At 63.5% G+C, this 16,952-nt stretch carries 19 protein-coding genes; 12 read left to right on the top strand and 7 right to left on the bottom strand.

The features are described 5' to 3' along the window. Window positions 1-103: 103 nt before the first annotated feature. Complete coding sequence (gene dmeF / locus JQ553_RS22110) at window positions 104-1,054, top strand: CDF family Co(II)/Ni(II) efflux transporter DmeF (RefSeq protein ID WP_212502130.1); 951 nt, start codon at window positions 104-106, stop codon at window positions 1,052-1,054. A gap of 29 nt (window positions 1,055-1,083) precedes the next feature. Continuing rightward, the gene (locus JQ553_RS22105; RefSeq protein WP_212502129.1) at window positions 1,084-1,905 is read left to right on the top strand and encodes an N-acyl homoserine lactonase family protein; all 822 of its coding nucleotides are present in this window, start codon (window positions 1,084-1,086) and stop codon (window positions 1,903-1,905) included. Here the strand turns inward: JQ553_RS22105 and JQ553_RS22100 are convergent. Then, window positions 1,896-2,714: a helix-turn-helix domain-containing protein gene (locus JQ553_RS22100; protein WP_212502128.1), complete on the bottom strand. Its 819-nt coding sequence runs from the start codon at window positions 2,712-2,714 to the stop codon at window positions 1,896-1,898. The two genes, JQ553_RS22105 and JQ553_RS22100, sit on opposite strands and share 10 nt — an antisense overlap. An 81-nt stretch (window positions 2,715-2,795) precedes the next feature. On the opposite strand from JQ553_RS22100, the gene JQ553_RS22095 reads away from it, so the two are divergent. Next, window positions 2,796-3,692 carry a DMT family transporter gene (locus tag JQ553_RS22095; protein WP_212502127.1) on the top strand — a complete coding sequence of 299 codons (897 nt, stop codon included), beginning with the start codon at window positions 2,796-2,798 and terminating at the stop codon, window positions 3,690-3,692. Here the strand turns inward: JQ553_RS22095 and JQ553_RS22090 are convergent. Together JQ553_RS22090 and JQ553_RS22085 are read right to left on the bottom strand one after the other, a co-directional pair. Continuing rightward, entirely contained in the window at window positions 3,675-3,848 is a 174-nt protein-coding gene (locus JQ553_RS22090) for a hypothetical protein (RefSeq protein WP_212502126.1), read from the bottom strand. The two genes, JQ553_RS22095 and JQ553_RS22090, sit on opposite strands and share 18 nt — an antisense overlap. 50 nt (window positions 3,849-3,898) lie before the next feature. Further along, a complete protein-coding gene (locus JQ553_RS22085; protein WP_212502125.1) occupies window positions 3,899-5,056 on the bottom strand; it encodes an MFS transporter in 1,158 nt (385 codons plus the stop codon). 150 nt (window positions 5,057-5,206) lie between these two features. Here JQ553_RS22085 and JQ553_RS22080 point away from each other — a divergent pair, with 150 nt between their 5' ends. Beyond that, window positions 5,207-6,466 (top strand): adenylate/guanylate cyclase domain-containing protein, encoded by a 1,260-nt coding sequence (locus JQ553_RS22080; RefSeq protein WP_212502124.1) that lies wholly within the window; start codon window positions 5,207-5,209, stop codon window positions 6,464-6,466. Between the two features lie 19 nt (window positions 6,467-6,485). On the opposite strand, the gene JQ553_RS22075 is transcribed toward JQ553_RS22080, so the two are convergent. After that, window positions 6,486-7,727 (bottom strand): MFS transporter, encoded by a 1,242-nt coding sequence (locus JQ553_RS22075; RefSeq protein ID WP_212502123.1) that lies wholly within the window; start codon window positions 7,725-7,727, stop codon window positions 6,486-6,488. A 152-nt stretch (window positions 7,728-7,879) separates the two neighbouring features. Between JQ553_RS22075 and JQ553_RS22070 the strand changes: the two genes are divergently transcribed. Continuing rightward, window positions 7,880-9,256: an Nramp family divalent metal transporter gene (locus JQ553_RS22070; RefSeq protein ID WP_212502122.1), complete on the top strand. Its 1,377-nt coding sequence runs from the start codon at window positions 7,880-7,882 to the stop codon at window positions 9,254-9,256. Window positions 9,257-9,311: 55 nt separating this feature from the next. Here the strand turns inward: JQ553_RS22070 and JQ553_RS22065 are convergent, their stop codons facing one another. The 3 genes from JQ553_RS22065 to hemB form a co-directional block, all read right to left on the bottom strand. After that, the gene (locus JQ553_RS22065) at window positions 9,312-10,088 is read right to left on the bottom strand and encodes an arginyltransferase (RefSeq protein WP_212502121.1); all 777 of its coding nucleotides are present in this window, start codon (window positions 10,086-10,088) and stop codon (window positions 9,312-9,314) included. 85 nt (window positions 10,089-10,173) lie between these two features. Beyond that, on the bottom strand, window positions 10,174-10,722 hold the full coding sequence (locus JQ553_RS22060) for an RDD family protein (protein WP_212502120.1): 549 nt from the start codon (window positions 10,720-10,722) through the stop codon (window positions 10,174-10,176). 160 nt (window positions 10,723-10,882) lie between these two features. Further along, window positions 10,883-11,956, bottom strand: coding sequence for a porphobilinogen synthase (gene hemB, locus JQ553_RS22055; RefSeq protein WP_212502119.1), 1,074 nt, complete (start codon window positions 11,954-11,956; stop codon window positions 10,883-10,885). Between the two features lie 182 nt (window positions 11,957-12,138). On the opposite strand from hemB, the gene JQ553_RS22050 reads away from it, so the two are divergent. The 7 genes from JQ553_RS22050 to glyA all read left to right on the top strand — a co-directional run bounded on the left by JQ553_RS22050 (window position 12,139) and on the right by glyA (window position 16,948). Then, on the top strand, window positions 12,139-12,600 hold the full coding sequence (locus JQ553_RS22050; protein ID WP_212502118.1) for a DUF6163 family protein: 462 nt from the start codon (window positions 12,139-12,141) through the stop codon (window positions 12,598-12,600). A 397-nt stretch (window positions 12,601-12,997) separates the two neighbouring features. Then, the gene (gene ldtR, locus JQ553_RS22045) at window positions 12,998-13,516 is read left to right on the top strand and encodes a transcriptional regulator LdtR (protein WP_212502117.1); all 519 of its coding nucleotides are present in this window, start codon (window positions 12,998-13,000) and stop codon (window positions 13,514-13,516) included. Window positions 13,517-13,702: 186 nt separating this feature from the next. Continuing rightward, window positions 13,703-13,933 carry a hypothetical protein gene (locus tag JQ553_RS22040; RefSeq protein WP_212502116.1) on the top strand — a complete coding sequence of 77 codons (231 nt, stop codon included), beginning with the start codon at window positions 13,703-13,705 and terminating at the stop codon, window positions 13,931-13,933. A gap of 20 nt (window positions 13,934-13,953) precedes the next feature. Beyond that, window positions 13,954-14,175 (top strand): hypothetical protein, encoded by a 222-nt coding sequence (locus JQ553_RS22035; protein WP_212502115.1) that lies wholly within the window; start codon window positions 13,954-13,956, stop codon window positions 14,173-14,175. 248 nt (window positions 14,176-14,423) lie between these two features. Beyond that, a complete protein-coding gene (locus tag JQ553_RS22030) occupies window positions 14,424-14,861 on the top strand; it encodes a hypothetical protein (protein ID WP_212502114.1) in 438 nt (145 codons plus the stop codon). Window positions 14,862-15,066: 205 nt separating this feature from the next. Then, window positions 15,067-15,423, top strand: a complete 357-nt coding sequence (locus JQ553_RS22025; RefSeq protein ID WP_212502113.1) for a hypothetical protein — start codon at window positions 15,067-15,069, stop codon at window positions 15,421-15,423. Window positions 15,424-15,649: 226 nt separating this feature from the next. Continuing rightward, window positions 15,650-16,948: a serine hydroxymethyltransferase gene (gene glyA / locus JQ553_RS22020; RefSeq protein ID WP_212502112.1), complete on the top strand. Its 1,299-nt coding sequence runs from the start codon at window positions 15,650-15,652 to the stop codon at window positions 16,946-16,948. Window positions 16,949-16,952: the final 4 nt, after the last annotated feature.

The following is a 16,952-nucleotide window of genomic DNA, read 5'->3' as shown; positions in this document are numbered from 1 at the left end:
CATCAGCCAGCGTGCTGGCCACGCATGCGAAACTGGTTGGGTCAATTCCGTGGGCGCGAGTTATAATTGAATTGAACTTGGCCAACGCACTCGGAGCCCGTCCATGCACACGCATTCGATCGATCAATGGACCCACGAGCACGTGTTCCTTGGTACCGAACATGCCCATAATGAGCGCCGCACCTGGATCGTGGTCGGCCTGACTGCTCTGATGATGGTCGGCGAGATCGTTGGGGGTTGGCTGTCCGGATCGATGGCGCTGCTGGCCGACGGCTGGCACATGGCAACCCACGCGGCCGCGCTCGGCATCGCCGGGCTCGCCTATCTGTTCGCGCGTCGGCAGGCAAGCAATGCGCGCTTCTCGTTCGGCACCGGCAAGTTCGGCGATCTCGCCGCGTTCGCAAGCGCCATCATCCTGGCCATGATCGCGATCCAGGTGGCCTGGGAGAGTTTTGATCGGCTCATGCATCCGGTATCGATCGCATACAGCGAGGCGATCGCGGTTGCGGCCCTCGGTCTTGCCGTCAACCTCACCAGCGCATGGCTGTTGCGCGACGATCACGATCACCATCACCATCATCATGGCCACGATCACAATCACAAACTTCATCACCACCGCGACAACAATCTGCGCGCGGCTTATGTCCATGTGCTGGCCGACGCCGCGACCTCGATCCTCGCGATCGGCGCGCTGTTGGTCGCGATGTACGCGCATTGGGTCTGGGCCGATCCGCTGGTTGGGATCATCGGCAGTCTGGTGATCGCGAGTTGGGCCTATGGCCTCGTCCGGGCGGCCGGCTCGGTGCTGCTCGATGTCAGTGCAGATGAAGATCTCGAAGCCACCGTCCGCGAGAGGATCGAGACCGAGGGCGATCGCGTCACCGATCTGCATCTATGGCAGGTCGGCCCCGGCCACCGCGCCGCTGTCATCTCGGTCGTGTCGGATCACCCGCTACCGCCGACGATGTACAAGCGGCGGCTCGGCGGCCTGCGTGGTCTGAGCCACATCACGGTTGAAGTCGAGGCATGCCCGAATCACGCTGACGCGCACTGAGGCCTTGAGTCGATCAACGGGAGGGCGGCATGAAGAAGGTAATCTATCTTGCGGCATTGCTGATCGTCTTGTGCGCGGCGCCGCGCACGAACGCCGGTCCCTCGGGAGTCGAGAGGCTCTACATCCTCAACTGCGGCGAGGGAGTGGCGGGTGACATTTCACGCTGGTCGCCCGGCGTAAACGAAGGCAAGTCGATGGACTTCGTCGACAATTGCTATCTGATCAAGCACGCGCAAGGCTGGTTTCTGTGGGACACTGGCCTCCCTGACGCGGTCGCGGCGCTACCAGACGGTCTTGCACCCGCTGACCCGAAGGCGATCGCATGGCGGCGGCCGAAGACGCTCGCCGCGCAGCTCGATCAACTTGGGTTGAAGCCATCCGATGTCAAGGCGATGGCAGTCTCGCATACCCATCCCGACCACATCGGCAATGTCGAGATGTTTCCGGCCGCGATGCTGTATGTGCAGAAGGCGGAATATGAGTGGCCCGGCGCCAACAACGCGCCGCGTTTCAAGGCGGAGCATCCCGTCACGAAGCTCGAGGGAGACCGCGACGTTTTCGGTGACGGCAGCGTCACCATCCTGTCGACGCCCGGCCATACCCCCGGCCACCAATCGCTGCTCGTGAAGTTGCCGAAGACAGGCGCGATCCTGCTGACCGGCGATGCCGTCCATTTCAAGGGCAACTGGGACAATCGCGGCGTGCCAACCATGAACGTCAGCAAGGACCAGACGCTGGCCTCGATGCAGAAGATCGCGGATACACTGACAAGAGAGAACGCGCAGCTCTGGATCAACCATGACAAGGCACAGCGCGACGGCTTGAAGATGTCGCCGGACTTTTACGACTGAATCGCGTTTGCGTCGCTGCCTTCTGACCAGCCCCGGAAAACCCTCATGGTCTCGTCGTCCATCGGAAAGAAGCTCTCGATGCGCAGCTCTTGCAGCGTGATGTCCTGAGGGATTCCCAGCGTCGCGATGGTGGTGAAGAGCTGCAGCCGGACATTGCCCTTTCGGAATTGCATGGGCAGAACAGGGCCGGGTGGTGAGATCGAAGGTGGCGCGCCGATCGCCGCCTCGACGCCGTCATAGGCGCGCAGGCGTTCAAGCAGTTTCGCCGTCGCGGCGGTGCCGTCTGCGGCGGCATCGGCTTCGACGCTGCGGACGAAGAAGCCTGCGACCTCGGTCCAGTTGGTGAGATATGGCCGTAACACATCGGGCGCGACCAGCGCATCGGCGAGATTGACCGACGTGCCTGGCGCCAGCGGGCCAACGAGGAATTCGACCATGCGGGTGGCGCCTGAATTGGCCAGCAGGAGATTCCAATGCCGATCGACCGCGACCGCGGGAAACGGCTCCTGCTGCGCCAGCATGAAATCCAGCGCATCACGGATGTGGTTGAGCTCGGGAGCGGCGAGATCAGTCTGCCGCCAGACCGGCGCGAAGCCGGCAGCGACCAGGAGCGCATTTTGTTGCCGCAACGGGACGTCGAGCGTGGTGGCCAGTCTCATCACCATGTCACGGCTTGGCGCGGCGCGTCCAAGCTCGAGGAAGCTGAGATGGCGCTGCGAGATGCCTGCACGCCCCGCAAGCTCGAGCTGCGAAAAGCCCCGCCGCTGCCGCCACCGGCGGAGGCTGGCCGCGAAATCGTGCTGCGACATGAATACCTGCCAGGTAGTTGCCGAAACGATGTCGTGGAGCAAGATGCCACAATCGGAACCGGAAGGCATTGGGAGCGCGGATTGGGCGAGTGGATTGGCGTTGCGATCGCGCTGGTCTCGAGCAGCCTCGGCGGCACCGCGGCGGCAATCACACGTTACCTGGCGGGCAATGCCGATCCGATCACGCTCGCCATCTTGCGCTGGGCCATCGGCTTTCTCTGCGTTCTGCCCGTGGCCGTCCTGGTGCGCGCAAAGTGGCCGCAGCGGGAGGATTTGCCGGCGGTCGCGGCGCTCGGCTTTGCCTTCTTCGGTGTGTTCTTTGTGCTCTACAACATCGCGATCTCCTACACGACCGCGGCGCGTGCCAGCCTTGCGCTGGCGACGCTGCCGCTCTCGACCATGTTGGTCGGCGCCGTGCTCGGCATAGAGCCGTTGACGAAGCGCAAATCGATAGGTGTCTCGATCGCGGTGCTCGGTGTTGGTGCTGCGCTTGCTTCCGGGCTGGCGTCAGCGCCGTCAGGCGCGTGGCGCGGCGAGCTGATCATGATCGCGGCCGTCCTGTGCATGGCATTTTACAATGTGTGGTCCCGGCCGCTCATCCGCCGTTCGAGTGCGCTCGGCTTCCTTACCGTTGGCATGGGCACGGGAGCTCTTGCGCTCATTGTCGTGGGGGCCATGACCGGCAGCGCCGCTGCGCTCCGCGATTTCGGTACATCGCAGTGGATCGCAGGGATCTATCTCGGAATTGCCGGTGGGGCGCTCGCCTTCATCCTGTGGGTGCTGGCGCTGGAACGGGCATCACCGACGCGGGTAGCCAATACCATGACGGTCAATCCGGTCGCCGCGGCGGTGCTCGCGACCCAACTGGTCGGCGAACCGATCACACCCAACCTGGTGGTCGGCCTGATCGCGGTGTTCGCCGGAATCTGGATCGCGACGTCGGAGCCGAAGCAGACCTCATCAGCCACGCGGCGCTGATGGGGCCATCGCGGGCGGCGGAGCCTGAGTGCGCGTCGGCTTCAGCGTGCCGGCGTAGAACGACAACGTGAAGACCAGAACCAGGGCAATCAGATAGACCGCATAGGCTTGCGGCGGCATGATCGCCCATTGCAAGAAGCGTCGGATGGCGTCCATGATAAGGTTGTGCGCGAAAGCCGGTGACAAGGGAAGCCGGAATCGGCGGCCTATTCTTCGGCTCGCCTGGTGTTGAGCAGGAACAGCGCGGCGAAGGCGGCTAGGCTGAGCGCCGACGAGACTATCAGTACACGGCCACCGATCATGTCGATCAGAAGCCCGAAGGCGAGCGGCGCGGCGGCCTGTGCCATCCGCGCCGGTGCACCGATGATGCCGAGGCGGTAGGCGTAGTTCTGCGCGCCGAAGATCGACAGCGGCAGGGTGCCGCGCGAAATCGTGAGGATGCCGTTGCCCGCGCCGTGGAACACCGCGAATACGCTCGCGGCGCCGCCACCGATCACGCCGACGATGGCCGCGCCGATCGGGTGGGTCAGGCAGGCGAGTCGCGTCGAGACCAGCGGGTGGTAGCGGCTAAGCAGGCCGGCTTCAACGATGCGGGCGATGACCTGCGCCGGTCCGATCAGCGCGCCGGCCGCGATCGCCTCCAGATGCGTGGCGCCGACTGCCTCCAGGATGCGCGGAAAATGCGCGGCCATTGCGCCCGTGACGGTCCATGCGGCCGCGAAGGTGAACGCCAGCAGGATCATCGGACGGTCGATTGGCACGTGCGGCTTCACCGCATTGGCCACCACTGCCTTGGCGCCGGCAATGGGTGGCAGCATCAGCCAATTGATTGGCAGACCGATGAGGATGTTGGCGGCGGCCCAGGCAAAGCAGGTGTCGCGCCAGCCGATATGGGCGAGCCCGAGCGCGGTCAGTGGCCAGCCGACGGTCGAAGCAAAGCCCGCGATCAGCGTGATGCCGGTGATGGGGCGGCGCGCAGCTTCGCCATAGAGGCGGCCGAGCGCGCCGAACGCGGCATCGTAAAGGCCGTAGCCCATGCCGACGCCGAGCAGCAGCCACGCGGCAGTCAGTACCGGGATCGACGTGGACAATCCGAGCAGCACCAATCCGCCGGCGATCGCCAGGCTGGAAATCGACAGCACCGAGCGTCCGCCGACCAGATCGATCTGTCGTCCGATGCGCGGCCCGAGCAGCGCGGATATCACCAGCGAGCCGGAGAAGGCGGCGAAGATCCAGTTTGAGGAAATGCCGAGGTCCCGGGCGATAGGGTCCGCGAGAATGGCCGGCAGGTAGTAGCTCGAAGCCCAGGCGAGCGTCTGTGTGGTGCCGAGCGCCAGGATGATCGGAAGCTGCCGGGCGCTCATTTCGCCGCTGTTATCCTTTTGCCGGCGGGTCACCGTCCGGTCTTGCATTTTCGACGTTGCATTGTGTCCGTCACAAAGCTGTCGTCAAGGAGCGCTTGGCATGCGATCAGCAGCCTTCCTCTTACGAGAGTTGCCCGGCATAATCCACGCATGGAACTGACGCACCGTTTGCGCCTGACGAACTGGCTGGTCAGCCAGGGTCTCACGGGCATGCCCGAAAACGACCTGTTGCGGGGATTCTGCGAGCGCTGCCGGGCCGCCGGCATGCCGTTGTCGCGCGGGCTCGTGTTTATCGACACACTGCATCCGATCTTCGAGGGACGCGGCTTCCGCTGGAACGACGGCGAGACCAATGAGGCCGACGCCTTCGAATACGGTTCGACCAGCACGGGGGATGCCAACCAAAACTGGCGGCGGTCGACTTTCTACCACATGCTCGAAAGTGGCCATGACGAGATGGCGATCGATCTCGCCGACTGCGCCTCGCTCGACTTCTCCATGATCAACGAGCTTGCGGACAAGGGCCACAAGCACTTCGTGGCCTTCGTGCACCGCTTCGGCGAGGCTGGCACGATCGGAGAGATGGACTGCTTCTACTCCTACTGGACCACCCGCCATTCCAACGGGTTTGACCAGAATCACATGGCTGCGCTGCGCGACCTGGTGCCCGTACTAGGGCTTGCGGTGAAATCGGCGGCGCAAGTTGAAATCGCGCGGACGCTCGGCCGGGTCTATCTCGGCCGCGAGACGGCGGAGCAGGTGATGCGTGGGCGCATCACCCGCGGCGTCACCGAGAAGATCAAGGCCGTGTTGTGGTACTCCGACGTGCGCGGCTCGACTGCGATCAGCGAAAGCATCGGGCCTGACGAGATCATCCCGTTCCTCAACGACTACGCGCAGGCCTCGATCGATGCCATCCACGACGCCGGCGGCGAGGTTCTGAAGCTGATCGGCGACGGAGTACTGGCCATGTTCAGCGACGACAATACCCCTAGAGCCAAGCGGGCGGCGTTGCGCGCCGAGCATCGCTTTCGCCGCAACATCACAGCACTCAACGCGCGCCGCGCCAGCCAGGGGCGGCCGATCACGACCGCCTATGTCGGGCTTCATGTCGGTCAGGTCTTTTATGGCAACATTGGAAGCGAGGATCGGCTCGACTTCACGGTTGTCGGACCCGCCGTCAACGAGGTGAGCCGCATTGCCTCGATGTGCAGTTCGGTCGACCGGGAATTGTTGACATCGACCGCGTTCCGCACCGGCCTCGATGCCGCCGGCCGGAACTATCTGGTGTCCACCGGCCGTTTCGTGCTGCGCGGCATTGGCCACGCCCAGGACCTCTACACGCTGGATCCCGACGTCGCCGGCGACGAGGTGGTCGCCGGCAAGTATGAGCGGTATCTGGCGAGCTGAGCTTTCTCACGGAATTTCTCTAGCAGCTTGCTGGCTCGCCGATCATATCGGGTTGCCGCGTCAGGGACACCGCCGGCGACAGCAGGATCACCAGCGCCTGCGCCGCAAAGATCGCGACCGCGAGGTAGAGGCAGGCTTCGGCGCTGTAGAAACCGCCGACGATGGCGCCGAGTGCGGAGCCCAGCGGACGGGCACCGTAACTCATGATGTTGATCGCCGAGACGCGGCCGAGCAGCGAGGGCGGGGTCACCGACTGGCGCAGCGTTGTGGTCGAGATCACCCACAGGATCGGGCCGACGCCGAGCAGGAAGAAGCTCAAGCCCGCGAGCAGAGGCGTCGGAAGCCAGGTCGTCAGCGCCATCACGGCCGCGGCGACGAAGCCGGTCACCGGGCCGAGCCCGATCACGGTGCCGAAGGCGAGCCGACCCATCACCCGGGTTGCGAACAGTGCGCCGACCACCATGCCGACGCCGTACATCGCCAGGGTCGTGCCGACGCCGGTCGCCGAGAGCCCGAGATGGCGGACGGCATAGGGCACAAACACGGCGAGCAGCAGGAATGACGCTGTGTTGAAGATGAACTGGGTGATGAACACCGGCCGCAGCAGCGCGTGATGCAGCACGAAGGCAGCGCCTTCCTTGATCTCCTGAAGCGGATGGCGCTTTGGCGTCGGCTGGCGTGCCGGCTCGTAGATGCCGGCGAGCAGCACCACCGCGATCGCCGAAAGGGCGGCCGCGAAGCCGAACGCAGGTGCCGCGCCGACCCAGCCGACCAGCACGCCGCCGAGCGCAGGGCCGCTGGCAAAGGCGACGGTGCGCGCGAGCTCGATGCGGGCGTTCGCCGCCGGCAATTGTTGTGCTGTGACCAGCGATGGAACCAGCGCCGGCGCGGCGACGCTGTAGGCGACCGTGCCACAGACCGCAATGAAGCCGAGCAGAGCGAGCAACGGCAGTGTCATCAGGCCCAGCCAGAGCAACAGCAGAATTGCCGCAAGTGCCGCCGCCCGTAGCGCCTCCGAACCCGCCATCACCCAGCGCCGCGACACGCGGTCGGCGAGCAGGCCGGCCGGGATCGCGAACAGGATGAAGGGGAGGGTCAGCGCGGTCTGCAAGAGACCAGTTTGGCCTTCGCCGACGCCAAGCAGCAGCACGGCGACGATCGGCGCGGCCGCGAGCGCGATCTGCTCGGCCGATTGGGCCGCGAGGTTCGACCAGGCAAGGCGGTTGAAAGTTCCAGGCAGGCGAGGCGTATCGGCGCGCATTGCATAATTCCCTGAATTCCAAATCTCCCTTCGAATGTGCCGCCCCGTTCCGTCCAAACCCACCCGCTTCCCGACGACACGGTTTCGCGAGCAGGCTAGATGCAGTTGCAAATGAGTTGCATTAAGAAGCGAGTTCGGCCATCATTTGCCGGATGGATGCTCGTTCGCCTGAATTGTCCTCCGCACCTCTGGCGAGGACCCTGCCGGACCCCGCTGGCTGGCGGGGCGACGCGGGGCATGCCCTGAGCCTGCCCGAGGTGAACGCGACCGTCGCGGTGCCCAGTGGTGGCCTGTGGTGGCGCCGGCTGCTGGCCTTCGCCGGCCCCGGCTACCTGGTTTCCGTCGGCTACATGGATCCGGGCAATTGGGCGACCGACCTCGCGGGCGGTTCGAAGTTCGGCTACACGCTGCTCTCGGTCATCCTGCTCTCGAACCTGATGGCAATCCTGCTGCAGGCGCTCGCGGCACGGCTCGGCATCGCCACCGACCGCGACCTTGCGCAGGCCTGCCGCGCGACCTATTCGCGCCCCGTCAACCTCCTGCTGTGGCTTGCCTGCGAAGCCGCGATCATCGCTTGCGATCTGGCCGAGGTGATCGGCACCGCGATCGCGCTGAAGCTGCTGTTCGGCATCCCCCTGATCGGTGGCGCCTTGATCGCGGCCCTCGACGCCTTTCTATTGCTGCTTCTGATGAACCGCGGCTTCCGCTTCCTTGAAGCCTTTGTGATCGCGCTCTTGATCGTGATCGCGGTGTGCTTCGTCGTGCAGATCGCTGCCGCCGCCCCGCCGGTTGCCGAGGTGCTCGCCGGCTTCGTGCCATCACGCGAGATCGTGAGCAATCCCGAGATGCTCTACATCGCGATCGGCATCATCGGCGCTACCGTGATGCCGCACAATCTCTATCTGCACTCGTCGATCGTGCAGACGCGCGCCTATCCGCGCACCGAGGAGGGGCGGCGCGATGCGATCAAATGGGCGACCACCGACTCCACCATCGCGCTGATGCTGGCGCTGTTCATCAATGCCGCGATCCTGATCGTCGCGGCGGCGACCTTCTACAAGAGCGGTTATTCCAATGTCGCCGAAATCACCCAGGCATTCGAACTGCTGTCGCCGCTACTCGGGCTCGGCATCGCCTCGACGCTGTTTGCGGTCGCGCTGCTTGCGTCCGGCCTCAACTCGACGGTGACGGCGACACTGGCCGGCCAGATCGTGATGCAGGGCTTTCTCGACCTGCGGCTGCCCAACTGGGCGCAACGACTGCTGACGCGTGGCGTCGCGATCGTCCCGGTCATCATCGTCACCGCGCTGTACGGCGAAAGCGGAACGTCACAGCTTCTGGTGTTCAGCCAGGTCGTGCTGTCGATGCAGCTGCCGTTCGCCGTGATTCCGCTGGTGCGCTTCGTTTCCGACAAGCGGAAGATGGGCGCGTTCGCGATCCCGGCGCCGGTGGCAGCGGCCGCGTGGATCGTCGCCGGCGTGATCGTGATCCTGAACGTCAAGCTGCTGTTCGACACGTTTGTCGGATGAGCAAGGCGAACAGCGAAAGGTGGAACGCGCGATTGGCCGCTCGCCCTTTGCCGCTTCAGTCCTGCGGCTCCGCGAGTGCCTCGCCGGTGGCGTCGACGCGCAACCAGCCGCTTGGCGCGAGCCGCTGCTGCGGCAGGAAGCGGCCCTTGTAGTCCATCTTCTTGGAACCCTCGATCCAATAGCCGAGATAGACGTAGGGCAGACCTTGCCGGCGGGCGCGAACGATGTGATCGAGGATCATGAAGGTCCCGAGCGAGCGACTTTCCTCAGACGGATCAAAGAACGAGTAGACCATCGACAGCCCATCGCTCAGCACGTCGGTCAGCGCCACCGCGAGCAATTCGTTGCCGCGGCCGGTGATGCCGCTATCGATGTTACGCTTGCGGTACTCGATGATGCGGGTCTCGACATGGCTGTCCTCCACCATCATCGCGTAGTCGAGTACCGTCATGTCGGCCATGCCGCCGTTGCGGTGACGCCGGTCGAGATAGGCACGGAACACCGAATATTGTTCCGAGGTCGGCACCGCGTTGCGCTGCTCGCCGATGATGTCGGCGTTACGGGCCAGCACTTTGCGGAAATTGCGCGAGGGACGAAACTCATTGGCGATCACGCGGACCGAGACGCAGGCGCGGCACTGGTCGCAGGCCGGCCTGTAGGCGATGGACTGACTGCGGCGGAAGCCGCCATGGGTCAGGAGGTCGTTGAGGTCGCCGGCCTTGTCGCCGACCAGATGCGTGAAGACCTTGCGCTCATGCCGGCCCGGCAGATAGGGGCAGGGCGAAGGCGCCGTGAGGTAAAACTGGGGGGTATCACGCGAGTGCTGGGTCACGTCAGATCGTAAGGCTCCAAAACAAGACAGGCAGCCAAGTTAGCATCGCCCCCCGGAGGCTAACGGTCAATTGGTTTAGGCGGGACTAATAGGCCCGCGCGGCCGGCGTCACCTGGGTACGGACCGAACTGTTGATGACAACGGTTCCGAGAACCATGTCGTGCAGCAGCCTCCGCCGGCCGTTGAACAGTCCGACCAGCAGAACCAGCGGCGACAGGAACGAAATGGTCGCCCAGAACAGCACGGCATGCGCTGCGCCGAGCACGAAATAGCCCGGCGCGCCGTACCAGGTTCGCAACTCGAGATCCATCATACGCATGCCGATGGTGCCCGAATGCGGGCCGCCGATCGAGGAGCCGTAATAGACGACCGCCCAGATGATCGAGGCCGGCGTAATCAGGCCGAACAGCCACCAGCCCAGGAAGAAGGTGACCAACCCGAAAACAAAAATGAAGATCACGGCGAGAATCACCGGAACCGAAAGCACCACCAGGTCGATCAGGAATGCAAATACACGCCGCGTCAACACGCCGCGAAACAGTTCCGGTTGCATCCACGGATCGAACGCGTGGGGCGGAACGCCGCCGCCGCTGCGCCAGACGCCGCCGTCCTGGCCCGAACCGCTGTAAGACATGCTCAATGCTCCGAATGAATGTCCTGAAGGAGATGGGAATCAGCGGAACACGTTCCAAGCCCGTGCAGTCACCAATAGAGTCGAAATTTTCCGTGAAAAATGTGGCGGATGGCGGATAGGAGTGGCGAACAGAGTATTCCACACGCCATTTTCACGCGGATCAGCGCTCTGCCTTGATCTTCTCCGCCGCCTTGGGTGCGAAATAGGTGAGGATGCCGTCCGCGCCGGCACGCTTGAACCCGATGAGGCTCTCCATCATCGCGCGCTCGCCGTCGATCCAGCCGTTCGCGCCCGCGCCCGCAATCATCGCGTACTCGCCGGACACCTGATAGACGAAGGTCGGCATCGCAAAGGTATCCTTCACGCGGCGAACGATGTCGAGATAGGGCATCCCGGGCTTCACCATGATCATGTCCGCGCCCTCGGCGATGTCGAGCTCGACCTCGCGGAGCGCTTCGTCGGAATTGGCGCTGTCCATCTGATAGGTGCGCTTGTCGCCGGTCAGGGTCTTGGCGGAGCCGATCGCGTCGCGGAACGGGCCGTAGAAGGCGGAGGCATATTTCGCGGCGTATGACATGATCTGCACATCGGCAAAGCCGTTGTCGTCGAGCGCCTCGCGGATCGCAGCGACGCGGCCGTCCATCATGTCCGACGGCGCAATTACGTCGCAGCCGGCCTCGGCCTGGGTGAGTGCCTGCTTGACCAGCACTGCGACCGTCTCGTCGTTGAGAATCCTGCCGTCGGCGATCAATCCGTCATGGCCGTGGCTTGTGAAGGGATCGAGCGCGACATCGCAGAGCACGCCGATATCCGGAAATTCCTTCTTGATCGCGCGCACCGACTGGCAAACGAGGTTCTCCGGGTTGAGCGCTTCGGAACCTTGCTCGTCGCGCAGCGACGGTTCGGTGAAGGGGAACAGCGCGATACAGGGGATGTCGAGTCTGGCCGCGCGCTCGGCGTCGCGTACGATCTGGTCGACGGTGAGGCGGTCGACGCCGGGCATCGAGGCCACCGGCGTGCGGACGTTGTGGCCGTCAACCACGAACATTGGCCAGATCAGGTCGTCGGTCGTCAGCACATTCTCGCGCACCAGCCGGCGGGCCCATTCCGACTTGCGGTTCCGGCGCAGGCGCACCGCAAGGTCGAGAGACGGCGAGGCGAGGGGAGCCTGTCGCTCGGTCTGGCGCCGCGGGGCGTCGCGCATTTCGATCGGGCGCCCGAATTTTATCGCCATTGTCTCTCTCCTCGACGGTAGGCGGACTTCACTTCATATAATTCTAATTCCAATTCTATCACCTGTCAGGGGGCGCCGTCACCGCGTGCTGGATTTACTGCAACGGCAATTGATTTTGCTCCTCCGGCAGGCCATGACTACGGCCATGAACCTCTCTTTGCCGCCACCGCGGGGCGCTTCCCGTGTCTGACAGCTCTGCGCGCGATCAGGCGCGGGACAATGCCATCCCGACCGGCGGAGTCTCTTACGATCGTATCGAGCCGGATCAGAACGTCTGGACGCGCCGTCTCGTCATCTTCCTGCGCATCATGGCCGTCGTGTCGATTGCCAAGGGCCTCTATCACTGGGCCCAGGTGACGGGCTTCGTCGGTGGCGAGGAGGAGGCGTTCGAGAACCAGTCGATGGCCTGGCAGACCGCAACGATTTATTTCGCTGTCATCGAGCTTGTCGCTGCCGTCGGCCTGTGGCTCGCGACCCCCTGGGGCGCGGTGGTGTGGCTCACCACGGTAGTATCGATGGCGGTTATCGAGTTGATGTTTCCGGGAATCTATGGCGGGAGCCTCACGGTGGTCGCGCTCGAGGCGGCGATGCTCGCGGCTTATCTTGCACTCGCCTGGATGGCGGCGCGCGAACGGCCGCCATAGAGCGCCGACGGCGAGGTGCCCACGGCGCGCAACGCCGGCACTGCACGCTGCGTCGCGTCATTCCCGTCGAATTTTCCGAGAATTCTTTGCTAACGATTCGGTGACCGTAAAGGGTTCCGTCACCTGTGTTACGCGGACGTTTCGAATTCAAACGAAGCTGTGTCCGAATGCGACAGCGCGTGCAGACGAAGCGTGAACACACGCCTCTCACCGTCAATGAAGAGTTGCCAAAAGTCCTTGATCCATGGGCTTAATCCGCGATTCACTGTCTTAAATTCATGATCTCTTTATTGTCTTATTTAAGCTGATCTTCAAACGGCCCCCTTAAGTTGAAGCTATCAGGCGGGACACAAGTTTCGTCGAATAAGTCGGCAAAAACGACTACAGGGGAAGTGTCATGATGAAAGCCGTTGCGACAACGGCGGTGGAAGCCGCTGATCGCGCTGCCGGCCAGTCGCCGGTGCAGCCGCTCTATCTGGAAGCGCTGACTTTGGTGGAGCGGTTGCATCGCCGCCTCCTTGACGTCATCAAGGATGAGTTCGACCGCCGTGGCCGCGCCGACATCAACTCGGTGCAGGCGCTGCTGCTCTACAATATCGGCGACAAAGAGCTCACCGCCGGAGAGCTGCGCACCCGCGGCTACTATCTCGGCTCCAACGTCTCCTACAATCTGAAGAAGCTCGTCGAGCTCGGCTTCCTCGATCATCAGCGCTCGCGTGTTGATCGCCGTTCGGTCCGCATCCGCCTCACCGCGCAGGGCCAGGAAGTCCGTCGCATCGTCGACGCGCTCTATCAGAAGCACGTGAAGACGGTCGAGCAGGTAGGCGGCATCTCGAACGAGGAGTTCGCGAGCCTGAACAAGTCACTGCACCGTCTCGAACGGTTCTGGACCGACCAGATCCTGTATCGGCTCTGATCCTTTTTCCCTTTGCCAAGCGGCCAAGCCGGCGGTTGAAAAAAGACCGGCAGCCACCCTCCAAAGGCGCATCGGCCGTGCCCGGCCGGTGCGCTTTGCCGTTTTTGCACTTGCGAAAAAAATGTTTCAGCGCGGGAACCAAAGCGCGCCCGGCGACTTATCGCTCAGCCAACGGAGACGCGGTACATGCTGGTCGAGCGCGGACTGCAGGTGACGAATGTCGAGCTGGTCGGGGATGCCTATGCGATTGCCTCCAATTACCTCCGCAAATCCGGCGCCATCCCTGATACCTTTGTCACCAACGAGCGCCTGCTCGGCATCATCGTCAAGCTGGTTCAGCGCGGCGAGTTGAACAGGCTCCGTCTCGCCAACAAGGCGATTGCGAAATACGAGGCCGAGACTCTTGTCCTCGCGTAAGCGCCCATCCGGAGACTTCAATGGAAGCCGCTATCGATCGCATCATGCAGACCTATGATCTGCTGCTCAATCGCACGACTGCTGCAAGCGAGGAGGCACGGAACAAGGTCACCGAGTATGTGCGCACGCTGTTCGAGGCCGGCGAGACAGATACGCACCGCCTGACGGTGTGTGGACTGGCCTATCTGCGCCAGCTCGATGGCAGCACGGATCACGTGAAGGCTGGCTACACGGGGCTTTAAGGGGACGGGTTTCTGCGTCATTGCAAGCGAGGCAATCCATGCGCCAGTTTGGCGCAGGGACTGCGTCCGCCTTCGTGGATGCTTCTGCGGACAAGTCGTCGCTTGCCCGCAATAGCCGGCGGGTGGATGACGGCAATGGCGTCGTATTCGAGGCGAAGGATAAAATCCCCGCAAACGCGCCTGCAGACGCAAGGTCGGAGACGCGCGAAGGCCGAAGGGCTGAAAGGCGTGACAGGGAGCCCGCAGCCATGAAACCATCATCTCTGCTGCTTGCAGCTTTTGCGGCGATTGCCATCACGCCGGCCCATGCGGCGAAGCAGCCCCAAGTCGGCGACTCCATCACGTTGCAGGTCCAAACGCTGGCCTGCTTCGATCTGGAGAACACAAAGGAACTGGAACGCGCGCGGGCCGTGGATGGCCTGCCGGCGGCGCTGCACTTTGTCGACCGCCATCCACTGCCGGACAACGTCGCACCGGGGACCGGCACATTCACCAACGCCTGTAGCCGCTTCGGACCAAGCGGCACGATGTACCGGGTCAAGAAGGTTTACGACTGGACAAGCGGCGGACTGACGCTGTTTTGTTTTGACCTGGCGACAAAATGGGATCTCGGCTCGCCGGGCGAGAAGACAGAACCGCCGGCTGAGCCGGCCGACAATTGCTGGTGGGGTCGGCTCGATTATTGAGCAATTGCGCCATTCGGGCGATGTGCACTGCGTGCCTTCCTCGCGCACATACGCAACAATCTCTTGCGGTCAAATAGCAGGTCTTCGTGATCACGGCGGAAGCGGAATATTTTTGCGCGAAGGACTGGACGGGGTAAATCAAGATCAGAAAGACACTCTAGGATAGGGTAGGATCCCGGCCAATTTCGGTTTTCAGGATTGATCCATGACCTGGGCCCGCAAGCTTTCATTCTTCCTGATCTGTTTTAGCATCATCACACTTGGCAGCGTGGCGGCTGCCGATGACAAGCCTGCCACCGCTCCATCACCGGGCGCCGTCAAGAAATGCGTCGATATGGATGGGCGCGAATTCAAGTGGGCATGGAGCAATGTGCCTTTCGCGAGCTCCTGTTCGAGCGAACTCGCCACGGAGGCGCCAGGCCGGAAGACCGATACTTGTCGCGCCAGTTGCAGGGATCGCTTCGGGGCATGCTCGCCGCCCAAGCCGGACAAGAAGCAATTCGACGCGTGTTTCGACCAGCTCGAAAGTTGCCAGGCCTCGTGCGTTAAAAAGCAGAACTAGGGTTTTGACGCACGTCTGGGGGTACCCCGTCCTCAGCCGGGCAGAAGGCCGCCAGCTCTCGAAATTTCAGGCATCCCCACCATATCTGGCATAATTGATGTCCGCGGACCGCAATCGCTTGGCCTGAAGGGGGCGATGTGGTAAATCTTACGGACCGCTTCGACCGCCACTCGTGACCGCCCGCATCCTCACCGTAAGGGCTTGCGGCGGTGGAGATATTTCGCCGATGACCTCGCCCAAAGCCGCTTCCGCGCCCGACTCCTTCTTCACGGCGAGCCTTGCCGAAGCCGATCCGGACATCGCGGCCGCGATCAAGGGCGAACTCGGCCGGCAGCGCCACGAGATCGAGTTGATTGCCTCGGAGAACATCGTCAGCCGCGCGGTGCTCGAGGCGCAGGGCTCGGTGATGACCAACAAATACGCCGAAGGCTATCCGGGCGCGCGCTACTATGGCGGTTGCGAGTGGGTCGACGTCGCCGAGACGCTGGCGATCGAGCGCGCCAAGAAGCTGTTCGGTGCGCAGTTCGCCAACGTCCAGGCGAATTCCGGCAGCCAGATGAACCAGGCGGTTTTCCTGGCACTGCTGCAGCCCGGCGACACATTCATGGGGCTCGATCTTGCCGCGGGCGGCCATCTCACCCATGGCTCGCCCGTCAACATGTCCGGCAAGTGGTTCAAGGCCGCGCATTACACGGTGCGTCGCGAGGACCAGCTCATCGATATGGACGCAGTGGCGAAGCAAGCCGAGCAGGTGAAGCCGAAACTGATCATCGCCGGCGGTTCGGCCTATTCGCGGCCCTGGGACTTCAAGCGCTTCCGCGAGATCGCCGACTCCATCGGCGCGTATCTCATGGTCGACATGGCGCATTTCGCGGGCCTCGTCGCGGGCGGCGTGCACGCTTCGCCGGTGCCGCATGCTCACGTCACCACCACCACCACCCACAAGTCGCTGCGCGGCCCGCGCGGCGGGTTGATCCTGTGGAATGACGAGACGCTGACCAAGAAGCTGAACTCGGCGATCTTCCCGGGCCTGCAAGGCGGTCCGCTGATGCATGTGATCGCGGCGAAGGCCGTCGCGTTCGCCGAGGCGCTGCGGCCGGAGTTCAAGGTCTACGCGAAGAACATCGTCGAGAATGCCAGGGCGCTTGCGGAGACGCTGCGCGGCCACGGCCTCGACATCGTCTCGGGCGGCACCGACAACCATCTGATGTTGGTCGATCTTCGCCCGAAGGGCCTGAAGGGCAACATCTCCGAGAAGGCGCTGGTGCGCGCCGCCATCACCTGCAACAAGAACGGTATTCCGTTCGATCCCGAAACCCCGTTCGTTACGTCGGGTCTCCGCCTGGGCACCCCGGCCGCGACGACGCGCGGCTTCGGCGTCGCCGAGTTCAAGCAGGTCGGCGGCATGATCGCCGAGGTGCTGAACGCGCTCGCGCAGTCGCCGGACGGCAAGGCGCCGCTGGTGGAGGCGGCGATCAAGGAACGCGTGAAGGCCCTGACCGATCGCTTCCCGATCTATCAGTAACGTC

The organism is Bradyrhizobium lablabi (genome assembly GCF_018131005.1).
Lineage (GTDB): Bacteria > Pseudomonadota > Alphaproteobacteria > Rhizobiales > Xanthobacteraceae > Bradyrhizobium > Bradyrhizobium lablabi_D.
This window is presented reverse-complemented; position numbering and strand designations above follow the sequence as displayed.

Coding starts and splice junctions, on each gene's coding strand:
- JQ553_RS22090 (WP_212502126.1), bottom strand. CDS start 3,848: ATGGACGCCATCCGACGCTTCTTGCAATGGGCGATCATGCCGCCGCAA.
- hemB (WP_212502119.1), bottom strand. CDS start 11,956: ATGGCGATAAAATTCGGGCGCCCGATCGAAATGCGCGACGCCCCGCGG.
- JQ553_RS22075 (WP_212502123.1), bottom strand. CDS start 7,727: ATGCGCGCCGATACGCCTCGCCTGCCTGGAACTTTCAACCGCCTTGCC.
- dmeF (WP_212502130.1), top strand. CDS start 104: ATGCACACGCATTCGATCGATCAATGGACCCACGAGCACGTGTTCCTT.
- JQ553_RS22030 (WP_212502114.1), top strand. CDS start 14,424: ATGAAACCATCATCTCTGCTGCTTGCAGCTTTTGCGGCGATTGCCATC.
- JQ553_RS22025 (WP_212502113.1), top strand. CDS start 15,067: ATGACCTGGGCCCGCAAGCTTTCATTCTTCCTGATCTGTTTTAGCATC.
- glyA (WP_212502112.1), top strand. CDS start 15,650: ATGACCTCGCCCAAAGCCGCTTCCGCGCCCGACTCCTTCTTCACGGCG.
- JQ553_RS22060 (WP_212502120.1), bottom strand. CDS start 10,722: ATGTCTTACAGCGGTTCGGGCCAGGACGGCGGCGTCTGGCGCAGCGGC.
- JQ553_RS22100 (WP_212502128.1), bottom strand. CDS start 2,714: ATGTCGCAGCACGATTTCGCGGCCAGCCTCCGCCGGTGGCGGCAGCGG.
- JQ553_RS22085 (WP_212502125.1), bottom strand. CDS start 5,056: ATGAGCGCCCGGCAGCTTCCGATCATCCTGGCGCTCGGCACCACACAG.
- JQ553_RS22105 (WP_212502129.1), top strand. CDS start 1,084: ATGAAGAAGGTAATCTATCTTGCGGCATTGCTGATCGTCTTGTGCGCG.
- JQ553_RS22080 (WP_212502124.1), top strand. CDS start 5,207: ATGGAACTGACGCACCGTTTGCGCCTGACGAACTGGCTGGTCAGCCAG.
- JQ553_RS22040 (WP_212502116.1), top strand. CDS start 13,703: ATGCTGGTCGAGCGCGGACTGCAGGTGACGAATGTCGAGCTGGTCGGG.
- ldtR (WP_212502117.1), top strand. CDS start 12,998: ATGATGAAAGCCGTTGCGACAACGGCGGTGGAAGCCGCTGATCGCGCT.
- JQ553_RS22035 (WP_212502115.1), top strand. CDS start 13,954: ATGGAAGCCGCTATCGATCGCATCATGCAGACCTATGATCTGCTGCTC.
- JQ553_RS22070 (WP_212502122.1), top strand. CDS start 7,880: ATGGATGCTCGTTCGCCTGAATTGTCCTCCGCACCTCTGGCGAGGACC.